Below are 14,040 nucleotides of genomic sequence, written 5' to 3' on the forward strand. Positions count from 1 at the left end.
TTTTTCGGGTTATATGGTCAAGTGACTAAGCGTATACGGTGGATGCCTTGGCAATCAGAGGCGATGAAGGACGTGGTAATCTGCGAAAAGCGTTGGGGAGCTGATAAACGAGCTTTGATCCAGCGATGTCCGAATGGGGAAACCCACCCAATGTAAGTTGGGTATCTTACACTGAATACATAGGTGTAAGAGGCGAACCCGGGGAACTGAAACATCTAAGTACCCGGAGGAAAAGAAATCAACCGAGATTCCCTAAGTAGTGGCGAGCGAACGGGGAACAGCCCTTAAGTGTTGTGAATGTTAGTGGAAGGTTCTGGAAAGTACCGCCATAGTGGGTGATAGCCCCGTACACGAAAGCTGATCAACATGAAATCGAGTAGGTCGGGACACGAGAAATCTTGACTGAATATGGGGGGACCATCCTCCAAGGCTAAATACTCCTGATTGACCGATAGTGAACAAGTACCGTGAGGGAAAGGCGAAAAGAACCCCTGTGAGGGGAGTGAAATAGACCCTGAAACCGTATACGTACAAGCAGTGGGAGCAGACTTGTTCTGTGACTGCGTACCTTTTGTATAATGGGTCAGCGACTTACATTTTGTAGCAAGGTTAACCGCATAGGGGAGCCGTAGGGAAACCGAGTCTTAACTGGGCGTCAAGTTGCAAGGTGTAGACCCGAAACCGAGTGATCTAGCCATGGGCAGGTTGAAGGTTGAGTAACATCAACTGGAGGACCGAACCGACTACCGTTGAAAAGTTAGCGGATGACCTGTGGCTGGGGGTGAAAGGCCAATCAAACTCGGAGATAGCTGGTTCTCCTCGAAATCTATTTAGGTAGAGCCTCGGACGAATACCACTGGGGGTAGAGCACTGTTTGGGCTAGGGGGTCATCCCGACTTACCAACCCCATGCAAACTCCGAATACCAGTGAGTACTATCCGGGAGACACACGGCGGGTGCTAACGTCCGTCGTGGAAAGGGAAACAACCCAGACCGTCAGCTAAGGTCCCAAAATCTATGTTAAGTGGGAAACGATGTGGGAAGGCTCAGACAGCTAGGAGGTTGGCTTAGAAGCAGCCATCCTTTAAAGAAAGCGTAATAGCTCACTAGTCGAGTCGGCCCGCGCGGAAGATATAACGGGGCTCAAACATAGTACCGAAGCTACGGACTTAACTTTGTTAAGTGGTAGAGGAGCGTTGTGTAAGCTGTTGAAGGTGTGTTGAGAAGCATGCTGGAGGTATCACAAGTGCGAATGCTGACATGAGTAACGATAATGCGAGTGAAAAACTCGCACGCCGAAAGATCAAGGGTTCCTGTCCAACGTTAATCGGGGCAGGGTGAGTCGGCCCCTAAGGCGAGGCTGAGAAGCGTAGTCGATGGGAAACAGGTTAATATTCCTGTACTTTATTACAGTGCGAAGGGGGGACGGAGAAGGCTAGGTTATCCACGCGTTGGTTGTCGTGGTTCAAGCGAGTAGGCCGAATGTTTAGGAAAATCCGGACATTCTTTGGCTGAGACGTGATGACGGTGTCTCTACGGAGACCGAAGTAATTGATGCCCTGCTTCCAGGAAAAGCCTCTAAGCTCCAGCTGTAATGGAACCGTACTCTAAACCGACACAGGTGATCAGGTAGAGAATACCAAGGCGCTTGAGAGAACTCGGGTGAAGGAACTAGGCAAAATGGTGCCGTAACTTCGGGAGAAGGCACGCCTTTGATGGTGATGGGCTTTACGCCTTAAGCTGTTGGAGGCCGAAGATACCAGGCCCCTGCGACTGTTTACTTAAAACACAGCACTCTGCAAACACGAAAGTGGACGTATAGGGTGTGACACCTGCCCGGTGCCGGAAGGTTAATTGATGGGGTTAGCGTAAGCGAAGCTCTTGATCGAAGCCCCGGTAAACGGCGGCCGTAACTATAACGGTCCTAAGGTAGCGAAATTCCTTGTCGGGTAAGTTCCGACCTGCACGAATGGTGTAACGATGGGGGCGCTGTCTCCACCCGAGACTCAGTGAAATTGAAATCGCTGTTAAGATGCAGTGTATCCGCGGCTAGACGGAAAGACCCCGTGAACCTTTACTATAGCTTCACACTGGACTTTGACGTTATTTGTGTAGGATAGGTGGGAGGCTTTGAAGCGTAGTCGCTAGATTACGTGGAGCCGACCTTGAAATACCACCCTGATAACGTTGAGGTTCTAACGCAGGCCTCGAAACGAGGTTGCGGACCGTGTGTGGTGGGTAGTTTGACTGGGGCGGTCTCCTCCCAAAGAGTAACGGAGGAGCACGAAGGTTGGCTAATCCTGGTCGGAAATCAGGAGGTTAGTGTAATGGCACAAGCCAGCTTGACTGCGAGACGTACAGGTCGAGCAGGTACGAAAGTAGGTCATAGTGATCCGGTGGTTCTGAATGGAAGGGCCATCGCTCAACGGATAAAAGGTACTCCGGGGATAACAGGCTGATACCGCCCAAGAGTTCACATCGACGGCGGTGTTTGGCACCTCGATGTCGGCTCATCACATCCTGGGGCTGAAGCCGGTCCCAAGGGTATGGCTGTTCGCCATTTAAAGTGGTACGCGAGCTGGGTTTAGAACGTCGTGAGACAGTTCGGTCCCTATCTGCCGTGGACGTTGGAAAATTGAGAAGAGCTGCTCCTAGTACGAGAGGACCGGAGTGGACGAACCCCTGGTGTTCCGGTTGTCATGCCAATGGCATTGCCGGGTAGCTAAGTTCGGACGGGATAACCGCTGAAAGCATCTAAGCGGGAAGCCCCCTTCAAGATAAGTTTTCCCTAGGCTTTGAGCCTTCTGAAGGGCCCAGTAAGACTAACTGGTTGATAGGCAGGGTGTGTAAGCGTTGTGAGGCGTTGAGCTAACCTGTACTAATTGCCCGTGAGGCTTGGCCATATAACGCCGAAGAAGTTTTGGCTGTGCGCAAGTAAGTTAAGACGCGTAGAATTGAGTGAGTAACAGTTGATTGAGAACGAATTCTAGTAACGAATTGAGTTGGGCGTGACGACGAAGAAGGTCACGAACGACATCAACCAGTTTGCTTGACGACGATAGAGCGTTGGAACCACCTGATCCCATACCGAACTCAGAAGTGAAACGACGTATCGCCGATGGTAGTGTGGGGTCTCCCCATGTGAGAGTAGGTCATCGTCAAGCTTCCAAAGTTAAGAAAGCCCTGCCGCACTGCGGTGGGGCTTTTTTACGTTTAGGTGTTTGAAAAGAGAGACTTGCTCTCGAGTAGGGCCATCGTCAAAGCGAAGCGTCGCACCGTTCCAAACGAATCACCTCAGCAGAGCGCTCTGCTGGGGTTTTTTATTGCCTGCGGGAATGAGAGCAAAGGGATGGTAAGGCAAAGAGCGGGCGAGACGCCCGCGGTCCAGGGTGGCGCTGTGGGGAACGCGGGCGTCTCGCCCGCAAAGTACTGCCAGAACTCACGGAAGAGCCGTGGGGCCGTTACTTTAAAGTTGAGCCCGCTAACTTCTGCTTTAGAGCATTAAATTTGACCAGTTTCTCTTCTGGGGATAGCTCTACTGGTTTACCTTCAGGAATAAGCTCAGAGGTGTCGAGCTGGGCATTAACAGCAGCTTCATCAGGGAGTTCAGGTGACGCTTTGGCATCAAGATAGCTCTGCAATACATCGGCCGCATCAATTGACCCCTGAATCTGCTCTTCATCTCCGGTCCAGTTTTCAATTCGGCTGGTCAGCTTGCTGAGCATGACGCTCACTTCATCTGCTGAAGGGTTTTTATCCTTTAACCAGTTGCCAGCGCTTTCTGCAGTAGTTGACATTGATGCCTCAAACTTTGTTAGGTATTGCTAGTGTGGCTGGGGATTATATAGGGGCGGGAACAGCAAGCGTAGTAGTAATGCTTGTCCAAAAGATCTGGGTTGTCGTCAAAATTCAGAAGCCTGCAGCAATCTCGTCTGCAGAGTCGTACAGATCTGCCATCTTTTTAAATATTGATTTCTTAATGGCTGTCTTTTCGAAATCTGAGCACTGGCACAGTTCAGGCAATTTAATCCGGTGAAGGTGCAGGCAGGGGGTTTCGGAATTGAACTCCCTGAGGTCACCTTTAATAAGTATCGGTAAAAACGGGTCTGTTGCAGTGCCGGTTCTGACCATCCGTTTTAATGCCTGACGAATCGGAATAGGCGCTGCCTTAATTGCCTGATTCTTGTATTTTACGACCAGAAATAAGCCTGTTTTTTTAATCAATGCACCCGGTACGATGAACATTCCGGTATCACGCACGGCTTCACAATCTATGCTGTTAAATGTGTCGTGGAAGGCATAAGGATTAGGCAGCACAACCATACGGTTAGATTCGCCATTGGGGAACTCTAAAGAGTAATTGGTGTATATCTGTCTGACGGTGGGAGAGTAAACGCACAGGCGAGATTCAAAGCGAGTAACGAAGCGTTTCGCCATTTCTTGTCTGGAAAAACCTTCCAGGCTCCAGATGAGGTCATTGTTTTCTTGATGAACTGCCGTCATATCATTACACCAAATGCTAGTTCGCCCATAAAGTATAATGGATGATTCGGGTTTATTTAGCGAATATTGCGTAGATTGTGTGATGATTTCACAAAAGTCCTGATACTTGATCGTTGTTAGGTGTCAGATAGTTGTCTTATTGGCAATTGTGAGTCTTGGTTGTGAGCTAAAAATCTAATTATTGACGCAATCATTTGTGTTTACAGAGTGTTATCAGGCGGGAATATGTCGGAAGTTGTTAATAACCTAATTGAATTACTAAAGTTGGAGTCGATCGGAAAGTATCGTTTTCGTGGCCACTCGCAAGACCTCGGCTATAGAAAGTTATTTGGCGGTCAGGTGATTGGTCAGGCGTTATCTGCCGCAGCTCAAACCATAACTGATCGCCCGCCTCATTCTCTGCACGCTTACTTCCTTCGACCGGGTGATGCGACTAAAAGCATCGAGTTTGAGGTGGAAAATGTTCGCGATGGCGGCTCGTTCAGTGTTCGTCGCGTTGTAGCGAGTCAGGAGGGTAAGGCCATTATAGCGATGACCGCATCATTCCAGGTTGAGGAAGAGGGGTTAGAGCATGAGGTTGCCATGCCTAATGTTCCTGGCCCGGAAGTGTTAGAACCGGAGTTAAAGATCTATCGGGAACACGCGGAAGAAATCCCGGATTACGTTCGAGATCTGTTTACTGCAGAACGCCCGATCGAATACCGCATCGTAGAAGCTCAGAACCCGTTCCGACCTCGCCATGGTATTGCCAAGCGCCATATGTGGATTAAGTCGTCCTCCCCGCTTCCGGATGACCCGCTGATACACCAGTCAATGCTGGCCTATACCTCTGACTACGGGTTCCTGGAAACCGCGTTAATGCCCCATGGCATTTCCATCATCCACCCCGGCCTGTCAATTGCCAGCCTTGACCACGCTATTTGGTTCCACCGTCCGTTCCGTCTGGATGAATGGCTGCTGTATGTCGCCGACTCACCGGCAACCAGTGGTGGTCGTGGTTATGTGCGTGGGCAAATATTTAATCAACAGGGTTTGCTGGTTGCCAGTACCACCCAGGAAGGCCTGATTCGTGTTCGGGAGCGTAAGAAGTGAGAGAAATTACCTTAGCGATAACCGGCGCTTCAGGTGCGCCTTACGCTCATCGTCTTTTACAGGTACTGCTGAATATGGAGTTCCATGTTCACCTGCTGATCTCCAAGGCTGCGCTCATGGTCGCTGCCGTTGAGCAGGGGCAGTCATGGCCGGCTAATCATGACAAACTGGCCGATTTCATCAGGGCTTCAATTTCTGACAAGGGTAAGCTCAGTCTTTACGGCCGGGATGATTGGATGAGCCCGGTTGCCAGTGGTTCCGGGGCTCCGTCCACGATGATCATTTGCCCGTGCTCAACCGGCACTCTGGCCAGCATCGCAACCGGCCAGTGCGATAATCTGATCGAACGTGGCGCAGATGTTGTGCTGAAGGAGCAGGGAAAACTGATTCTGGTGCCGCGGGAAACGCCATTAAGCGAGATCCACCTGGAAAACATGCTCAAGCTGAAAAGAGCCGGTGCCGTCATCCTGCCGGCGAGCCCGGGCTTTTATCATCAGCCGGAGCAAATCGCGGACTTGATTGATTTTGTTGTGGCAAGAATTCTGAAAAGTGCCGGCTTTGAACAGACGCTGCTGGCTGAATGGGGGCGCTGAGTTAGCGCTCTCGCAACTGCCTGATTCTATTAAGCCGTTCTTTGTCCATGGCTTCGCCAATGTCTTTGCCTTTAAGGCCCTGCGCAATAAACGGCTCAGCCGATACGTCCGCGCAAGTACCGGCCAGTGCTTTGAGCAGCGCTGCTTGCCGGTATACATTATTTTCAAACCCTGAGCGACCGCGGTAATCGGCTTCGCAGGCCATGGCAAACTGTTCCACGCGCTCCGGTTGACGGAAGGCGTTGATGTTTTTAAGCAGCTTTAGCACCGTTGCTGGCTTAAGCTTTTCAATATCGTGGCAATGGGTATGGTAGCGCGCGACATCTTCTGTTAGCTGCGCTGCCTTGACCGGCCACTTCATGCGCTTTGCGATTCCAGGAATTAGATCGGCACCTTTGCCTTCATGCCCTTTGTGAGACGGCAAAACCTCGCTTGCCGTTAAGCCTTTGCCCAGGTCATGACACAGGGCTGCCAGCAGCGTAGCAGGGTCTGACGTCATCGTGCGCGCAACCTTCAGCGCCATGAGCACGTGAATGCCGGTGTCTACCTCCGGGTGCCAGCGCATTGGCTGTGGCTTGCCAAACAGCCGGTCCAGCTCCGGAAATACCACGGCGAGTGCACCGGTTTGTTTTAAACAGAAGAAGAACTCTTCAGGGCTTTGCGATGTCAAAGCCCGGCTTATCTCCGACCACACCCTTTCTGCAACCAGATGTTCCAACTCACCACTGGTCGTCATTTCAGTCATCAGGCTCAGGGTCTGTTCATGAACGCTAAAGCCAAGGTAAGCAAAGCGAGCATAGAATCTGGCTATCCGTAATACCCTAAGTGGGTCTTCACGGAAGGCCGGTGAAACATGGCGCAACACTCGGTTTTCCAGGTCACGCCTGCCGTTGTATGGATCAATCAGTTGACCATCCTTAGATTGCGCAATGGCATTAATGGTCAGATCACGGCGAAGCAAATCATCTTCCAGTGTAACGGAAGGGTCGAAGTTGACCTCAAAACCTTTATAGCCCACGCCGGATTTCCGCTCGGTTCGGGCGAGAGCGTATTCTTCTTTGGTTTGCGGATGCAGAAAAACAGGGAAGTCTGCGCCAACCTGCTGATAGCCCTGCTCAAGAAGCTGCGCAGGCGTTGCGCCTACGACAACCCAATCCCGGTCTTTGACCTCCAGACCCAGCAATTCATCTCTGACGGCACCGCCAACTAAATAGGTTTCCATACGCCCTTCGTGAAAAAAAGATTCGCAACATTATAACTAAGTTCGCCCAGTATAGTCGTTTCCTGAAGTACCTGAGCCGGTGAACAACTGCAATAGCGGCCGCTGCGTGCGTTGTGGTGTGGCTGAAAAATAAACGCTAAGGCTTTTTATTCCTGCGCCGATAAACCAAGCAACATGGTTATTCAGGCGACCCTGAACGGAGTTTACAGATGAATATTCGCAGTCTACTTGCCATTCTAATGCTGGCCCTTTTTGTATCCGGGTGCAGCATGTGGCCATTCAACAGCAAACAGGAAAAGGTCGATGAGATCGTTTCGCAGGTACAGGAAATTAATGACAAGCTGCCGCCAATGGAGCCGATGGTCCTGCGTGTAACCGGCTATGGCGCGATTAATCCGACGACCCGCGGTGTTACTGAAGTACAGAAGCGCCTGTTGGCTATGCGCGCCTCAAAACTGGATGCCTACCGCACACTGGCTGAGCGTGTTTATGGCACTCAGATCATCGGTAACTCTACGGTTGAGAACCTGGTCGTGCAGAACGATAAATACCGCGCCTTTGTGGATGCCAAGGTGCTGGGTGCGAACGTGGTTTATCAGGAAGTCATGCCAGATGGCAGCTATGAAACCATGGTGGAAATGATCATCGATGAAGGCTTCCGTAACTGTCTGGCCTCTCAGGGGCAGGGGAAAATGAATTCCGGTTGCGCATCCGATGCGGTTCACGATTTGGACGCGTTGACCCGCAGCAGCTTGTCTTCTCAGGGCGTTGAATCGACCGGCAGCGGCCTATATTTCATCGAGTAGGCAGTACCGGCTCATGAAGGAGGGCAGGCTATGAAAAGCGTATTCAAACTATTCCTGTGGATAACATTCGGTTTCGGTCTGTTATTCAGCTCAATGGCGTACGCCTCAGATTTCCAGGTTGTCGAAGCTGAGGGGGTTGCTCCGGTTGAGTACGGCGATGAAGTCAGCGCCCGCGTTCGTGCCATGCGCAATGCCATCAAGAATGCCTCCATGCAGGTCAGTGCCAGTGTCCAAAGCAGTCAGGTGATGGAAAACGGCAATCTGACGGTTGATTACCTGCGGGTGAACAGCGCTGCTCAGGTTTCCGGTATTGAAGTCTTGTCTGAACAGAACGAGGGCGGCCTCTACAAGGTGAAGATAGAGGCGACCGTGGCACCCAGCCAGCAATGCGCCAATGTGGTTTCCAACAGTTATCACAAATCTGTGGCGATCACCGGGTTTGCTATGGAGCATCCGGAGCATTCCACTCTTGGCCGTTTAGGCTCGGTAGACCGTTCGCTGGCCGCGCTGCTGGTGAATGATCTGAATGGCCGTCAGGGTATTCGCGCACTCAGCGCGAACTACATGACCCTGTACCCGAATACGCCCAATGCACCCACGCAAATTTCCCCGCGTATGACACTAACCCGTGCCGTTTCTACCGCTAAAGATCTGGGTGTGCAGTTTATTGTTTCCGGTGTCATTCGCGACATGGCGATGGAAAACCCGGATGCCCCGCGAGCCGGCAACTGGGATAACTGGCTGAAGAAGGTTGGCATCAGTAAGGCCAAGCGCACCCGCCATTTTGTCTTTGATGTTTTCGTGCACGATGGTTATTCCGGCGCGCTGGTGTTTCAGAGCCGCTATAAAACCTACGGCTTGTGGAATGAAAAGAATCATGCCGAGGTCGGCTTCGGTACCGCTAAGTTTTTCTCTACAGACTATGGTCAGCAAGTTCGTCTGTTGATAGATCAGGCGGTGAACGACCTGCAAAAAACCGTACAGTGCCAGCCCTTTATGGCAACCATTGCACAGGTGGATGGTCAGCGGATTTATGTTTCCAGCGGCGCTGAAAGTGGCCTTCGACCGGGCGACTTCCTGTCGGTATATCGCACCAGTCAGAAGTTTAACCGCGAAGGCGACAGCTTTTGGCAGATTTCCGACACCCGCCTGGTAGCCGAAGTGAAGCAGGTACAGCCCTACTATGCCGTGGCAGAGCTCGCCATAGGTGCCGAGCGGCTTAATCTACAGGTAGAAGATATCGTCATGGCCTGGTAAGCGACCCGTTACCTAACTTTGCGCATGGCCCACTAGCGCCCATTAAAGCGGGCGCTTCAGTGTTAAGAAGTCTGACTCGTGTATTTCGCTGATGTGGCCGTTGGTATCGCAGCAGAAGCGGATGTCGCTGTCCAGGTTCATCAGTGTCAGGTAATTGCCCCAAACGTAGCCTGAATCCAGTGAGATGAAGTTTGCTTTCCGGGTCATGCCCATCAGGGCCGCCCAGTGGCCGAAAATCAGCTTGTGGCTGCGTTTGTGTGCAGGCCATTCATACCAGGGCTTCATGCCGATAGGGCCCTTATCCGGCGATTTATCGAACTTAAATTCCAGTTCACCACCCTGACCGCAGAAACGCATGCGGGTAAAGGCATTGACGATATAGCGCAGCCGCTCGTTGCCGGTGAGCTTTCCGGACCAGCTGCTGGGCTTGTTGCCATACATGGCTTTAAAAAAGTCACTGCGACTGGTTTTATCTGCCAGGCAGGTCTCCAGCTCGCGCGCACGTCGGATCGCTTTATCATCGGACCACTGCGGCGGAATGCCGGCATGGGTCATCATCAAACCGCGCGTTTCATCCTGAATCAGCATTGGCTGGCGTGCCAGCCAATCCATCAGTTCAGGGGCATCCGGGTGGTTCAGAATACCGTCAATTTCAGAGCCGGGCTTAATCTTGCCGGTATCGAAACAGGCAAGCAAGTGCAGATCGTGGTTGCCCAGAACGGTTTTCGCCGATGCAGCCAGCGAGCGAACAAACTGCAGAGAGCCAATTGAATCGGGCCCACGGCAGACTAAATCTCCGGTGAGCCAGAGCGTATCGACCGCCGGGTCAAAGTTGACGTATTCCAGCAGGCGCTCCAGCGGGTGCAAGCAGCCTTGTAAATCACCAACGGCGTAAAGCGCCATTAGGCGGCCTTATCAATCGCGTTGGCAATGTTGACGAAGGCCTCAATACCGAGCATCTCAGCACGAATACCCGGGTTAATGCCCAGTGCTTCCAGCCCGGCATCATCGATCATGCCTTTCAGGTTATTGCGCAGCGTTTTTCGCCGCTGAGCAAAGGCCGCCTTAACCACCTGAGCGAACAGCTCAAAGTTACTGGCCGTGTAGGGCAGCTCTTTACGCGGGGTTAAGCGCACAATGGCAGAGTCGACCTTCGGCGGCGGGCTAAAGGAGCCCGGCGGTACCGTAAACAGATAGCGGGCCTCACAGCGGTATTGCATCATAATGCCAAGGCGACCATAGGCGCTGTCCCCCGGGGCTGCACACAAACGCTGAACCACCTCTTTTTGCAGCATGAAGTGCATGTCTTCCACAATGTCGGAATACTCAAGCAGGTGGAACATCAGCGGTGTAGAGATGTTATACGGCAGGTTGCCCACCATGCGCAGAGGGCGACCATCGGATGCCAGCGAAGCGAAATCGAACTTCAGCGCATCGGCTTCATGAATCTGCAGGCCCTCATGGCGGAATAGCTTGGCCTTTAAAATAGGGATCAAGTCACGGTCCAGCTCGATCACATCCAGATTACCCTCCAGTGCTTCTAGCAGAGGCTCGGTAATCGCGCCCTGACCCGGGCCAATTTCGATAAGATGCTGACCCGGTTTAGGGCTAATGCTTTTAACGATCTTATCAATCACATGGTCATCATTCAGGAAGTTCTGGCCGAACCTCTTGCGCGCTTTATGTACCGGCGGATTGCCCATGCAAACTCCTTTAATTCAATTGTAATGGTGATGCTCCGCCGACCTAGAATCCGCAGAGATAGATTAGTTTGCCAGATGGACTCTCAGCAATACTCACCCGTGGGTAGGGTGAGAAAGTAACCCCAAGATTATATCACCTTATAGGAAAAATGGGGTCTGCAAAGAAGCGACCGGTAGGCGGCCAAACGCTATTCATGACTAAACCCGTGGGCTTCCCGCTTTCTTAAAAAACTGGCAAGCAGTTCACTATCTAGGTCATAATCTGATCATCCGGCTGGCTCACAACCAGATACAATAGCCGGTGCAGTTTCAAATGCGTATCAACAGGCTGCGCCATGAAGGAACAATGCCGGGCACCTGCTTGATGAATAAGTGGAGGTTACTTTGGTTTTCAGTACTGGAATTTAAAATGGATTCAAAAGTAATGAACAGCAAACCAAAATCCTTTTCATATCTTTTCTCGTATCTCTCTCAATATCGAATCAGCCTGGTGCTAACGATATTTCTGATGCTCATAGAAAGTGGCGTAAGCCTTGTAATCCCCTGGTTCGCCGGGCAGTTTGCAAAAGCTGTATTTGCGCAAGAGTTGCTCTTTGGCCTCACCACGGCTCAAGTTTTTATCGTTTGGGTTGCGTTGTTTTCAGTGCAGGCGGTTCTCCGCTACCTGTCCGTTTTCCGCTTAAACCTGATCGGCTCAAAGATACTCACCAATTTAAGTTGCCGCCTTTATGAGCATATTCAAATGCTCCCTATGGGCTATTTTATCGATAGAAAAAAAGGGGCTATTCTATCTCTGCTAAGTAACGATATAGCCATTATCAGTCATTTCTTATCCGGCATCTTAACCAGCCTGGTGCCATCGGCGCTTATCCTGATCGGTGCGGCCTTTATGATGGTGTCGATCCATTCCGTCACCGGGCTGGTCATCTTGGCATTGATCCCGTTGTTTTATGTGGTGTTGAAATTACTGGGCAAAGGCTTGGCACCCATTAGTCAGGAACTGGTTGCAAAACAAGCAGGCCAACTGGCTATTTCAAGTGAAAACATAAGCCAGATTAAACTGATAAAAACCTTTAACCGGGAAGATCACGAACTACACAAATTTAAAGCCAAAGCTGACGAGCTTTACAGGTTACGAAAGAAGCAGTTGCACCTTCAGGCGCTGCTCTCGCCGTTCATTCAGCTTATGGTTTCCTGCGGGGTTCTGGCGGTCATATTGATAACGGTCGTTAACTACCAGGCGGGTGCGCTGGGAATGTCAGATATTATTTCATTGCTTATGTATGGCTTCCTGTTTGTTCGGCCAATCAGCAACCTGGCTCACCTTTATGGCCAGGTGCAGCAAGCAAAAGGGGCTTCCCACCGCATATTGGAAACGTTAAACACTCTTCCAGAACCCGTGGATGAAGGAACAAAGAGCGTTACTATAACCGGAAGCATCACGCTAAAGGATGTCACCTTTTCATACACACCGGGGCAGGCGGTCATCCGGGGTTTGTCATTTGACATTCGCCCTGGTCAAATCGTGGTACTGCGTGGGCCAAACGGCCGAGGTAAGTCGACAATACTGCATCTGCTAATGAGGTTCATAGAGCCTCAACAGGGCACTATTTTCATGGATGGCTACAACATACACGAAATTAACCTGCGTGCACTTCGGCAACAGATTGGGCTTGTATCGCAGGAGGTCTCTCTGTATGAAGGTACTATTAACGATAATATTGCCTTTGGTTATCCACAGGCGACATCAGCCGAGATCGAAAAAGCAGCCAGAAAGGCCGGCGCACATCGCTTTATTGAACAGCTCGATAAAGGCTACATGACACCGGTTGGCGAAGAAGGCGTTAAGTTATCGGGTGGCCAGCGCCAAAAGATTGCATTGGCCAGGGCACTGATGTCCAAACCAAAAATTATGCTGTTAGATGAGCCAACCTCTATGTTCGATATGGCCAGTAGCATCCGGTTTAAAGATCAATTTGCCAGCATCCTTAAGGATATGACCGTTATCATTGCCAGTCACGACGATGAGCTGGTCAAACTGGCGGATCAAGTGCTAGAGTTTTAAGCCTAGCCATTAGGGTTGAACGTAACTACAAGAGTCGCTATGGAAGACGATATCTATCAAATTAAAGAAGGGGTTCTATTCCAGAAGGTGGATGATGAATCTGTACTGCTAGAGCCGGAAACGGGCAACTACTTTACGCTCGATTCCGTCGGCACTTATATACTGGATGTCATGACTTCTGGCGTGAATCTATCTGAAATTGTAAAGCAGGCGTGCTCTGTTTATGACGTCACTCAAGAGCAGTTCAAAACTGACTTGGAAGCTATTGTAAAAGAGATGGAGAGCCTCGGACTTCTCTCAAAAGTTTGAGCTACAAGTGATGTGGCAAAAATTTAAATCATCGGTAAAGCTCTCTCCTGCTCAGTGGAAGCAACTGCTAGAGGCATGGTTGCTTTTTATTATTTGGGATCGCCGGCTGCAAAAAAAAGCCTACGAAAGCTGGCGTAAAAACATTTCAAATGCCACTACGAATGGCCCTGGCAGTGCATCGCTTAGTGAAGTGCTCGCCATCATCAGAATTATCGAAATCGCCGGCAGGCATCATTTTGTAAAAGTGAATTGCCTGCGGCGCTGCCTAACTCAAAAACAGATGCTCACAAAGCGACAAGTGCCGGTCACCATTCATTTTGGTGTTAAGTTGACGGCCGGCAGGATAGATGCCCATTGCTGGTTGGTATGGAACGGAATCGTCATTAACGATTCCCCGGAAGTCGTGGAAAGCTATTCCGAGCTGAAGGAAATAACAGCACCTTCGCTGTCTGCTTTGCTGGCATCACCCCATTGATTCAGTATTCAATAA

The 14,040-nt window shown here is 50.8% G+C and carries 12 protein-coding genes and 2 rRNA genes; 9 read left to right on the forward strand and 5 right to left on the reverse strand.

Annotation, left to right across the window (positions count from 1 at the left end; genetic code table 11):
- Window positions 1-15: 15 nt before the first annotated feature.
- Both BCF53_RS16515 and rrf read left to right on the forward strand, forming a co-directional pair.
- Window positions 16-2,903 (forward strand): 23S ribosomal RNA (locus BCF53_RS16515).
- Window positions 2,904-3,048: 145 nt separating this feature from the next.
- A 5S ribosomal RNA gene (gene rrf, locus BCF53_RS16520) occupies window positions 3,049-3,164 on the forward strand.
- A 297-nt stretch (window positions 3,165-3,461) separates the two neighbouring features.
- Here the strand turns inward: rrf and BCF53_RS16525 are convergent.
- Window positions 3,462-3,797, reverse strand: a complete 336-nt coding sequence (locus BCF53_RS16525; RefSeq protein ID WP_132703391.1) for a hypothetical protein — start codon at window positions 3,795-3,797, stop codon at window positions 3,462-3,464.
- 112 nt (window positions 3,798-3,909) lie between these two features.
- Window positions 3,910-4,503 carry a hypothetical protein gene (locus BCF53_RS16530; protein ID WP_132703393.1) on the reverse strand — a complete coding sequence of 198 codons (594 nt, stop codon included), beginning with the start codon at window positions 4,501-4,503 and terminating at the stop codon, window positions 3,910-3,912.
- 225 nt (window positions 4,504-4,728) lie between these two features.
- Between BCF53_RS16530 and BCF53_RS16535 the strand changes: the two genes are divergently transcribed.
- Complete coding sequence (locus tag BCF53_RS16535; RefSeq protein ID WP_132703395.1) at window positions 4,729-5,595, forward strand: acyl-CoA thioesterase; 867 nt, start codon at window positions 4,729-4,731, stop codon at window positions 5,593-5,595.
- Window positions 5,592-6,188: a flavin prenyltransferase UbiX gene (locus BCF53_RS16540; RefSeq protein ID WP_132703397.1), complete on the forward strand. Its 597-nt coding sequence runs from the start codon at window positions 5,592-5,594 to the stop codon at window positions 6,186-6,188. The genes BCF53_RS16535 and BCF53_RS16540 overlap by 4 nt, the downstream gene beginning before the upstream one ends.
- Window position 6,189: 1 nt before the next feature.
- On the opposite strand, the gene BCF53_RS16545 is transcribed toward BCF53_RS16540, so the two are convergent.
- Entirely contained in the window at window positions 6,190-7,410 is a 1,221-nt protein-coding gene (locus BCF53_RS16545) for a multifunctional CCA addition/repair protein (protein ID WP_132703399.1), read from the reverse strand.
- A gap of 209 nt (window positions 7,411-7,619) precedes the next feature.
- Between BCF53_RS16545 and BCF53_RS16550 the strand changes: the two genes are divergently transcribed.
- Window positions 7,620-8,216 carry an LPP20 family lipoprotein gene (locus BCF53_RS16550; protein ID WP_132703401.1) on the forward strand — a complete coding sequence of 199 codons (597 nt, stop codon included), beginning with the start codon at window positions 7,620-7,622 and terminating at the stop codon, window positions 8,214-8,216.
- 30 nt (window positions 8,217-8,246) lie between these two features.
- Complete coding sequence (locus BCF53_RS16555; protein ID WP_132703403.1) at window positions 8,247-9,473, forward strand: flagellar assembly protein T N-terminal domain-containing protein; 1,227 nt, start codon at window positions 8,247-8,249, stop codon at window positions 9,471-9,473.
- 42 nt (window positions 9,474-9,515) lie between these two features.
- Here the strand turns inward: BCF53_RS16555 and BCF53_RS16560 are convergent, their stop codons facing one another.
- Both BCF53_RS16560 and rsmA read right to left on the reverse strand, forming a co-directional pair.
- Window positions 9,516-10,376, reverse strand: a complete 861-nt coding sequence (locus BCF53_RS16560; RefSeq protein WP_132703405.1) for a symmetrical bis(5'-nucleosyl)-tetraphosphatase — start codon at window positions 10,374-10,376, stop codon at window positions 9,516-9,518.
- Window positions 10,376-11,176, reverse strand: coding sequence for a 16S rRNA (adenine(1518)-N(6)/adenine(1519)-N(6))-dimethyltransferase RsmA (gene rsmA, locus BCF53_RS16565; protein ID WP_132703407.1), 801 nt, complete (start codon window positions 11,174-11,176; stop codon window positions 10,376-10,378). The genes BCF53_RS16560 and rsmA overlap by 1 nt, the downstream gene beginning before the upstream one ends.
- 409 nt (window positions 11,177-11,585) lie before the next feature.
- Here rsmA and BCF53_RS16570 point away from each other — a divergent pair, with 409 nt between their 5' ends.
- From BCF53_RS16570 to BCF53_RS16580, 3 genes are read left to right on the forward strand one after another with little or no spacing between them, the layout of a single operon-like run.
- Window positions 11,586-13,241, forward strand: coding sequence for an ABC transporter ATP-binding protein (locus BCF53_RS16570; protein WP_165901957.1), 1,656 nt, complete (start codon window positions 11,586-11,588; stop codon window positions 13,239-13,241).
- A 39-nt stretch (window positions 13,242-13,280) separates the two neighbouring features.
- The gene (locus tag BCF53_RS16575; RefSeq protein ID WP_132703411.1) at window positions 13,281-13,550 is read left to right on the forward strand and encodes a PqqD family protein; all 270 of its coding nucleotides are present in this window, start codon (window positions 13,281-13,283) and stop codon (window positions 13,548-13,550) included.
- Window positions 13,551-13,560: 10 nt separating this feature from the next.
- Entirely contained in the window at window positions 13,561-14,025 is a 465-nt protein-coding gene (locus BCF53_RS16580; protein ID WP_243645856.1) for a lasso peptide biosynthesis B2 protein, read from the forward strand.
- Window positions 14,026-14,040: the final 15 nt, after the last annotated feature.

Source organism: Reinekea marinisedimentorum (assembly GCF_004341165.1).
Taxonomy (GTDB): domain Bacteria; phylum Pseudomonadota; class Gammaproteobacteria; order Pseudomonadales; family Natronospirillaceae; genus Reinekea; species Reinekea marinisedimentorum.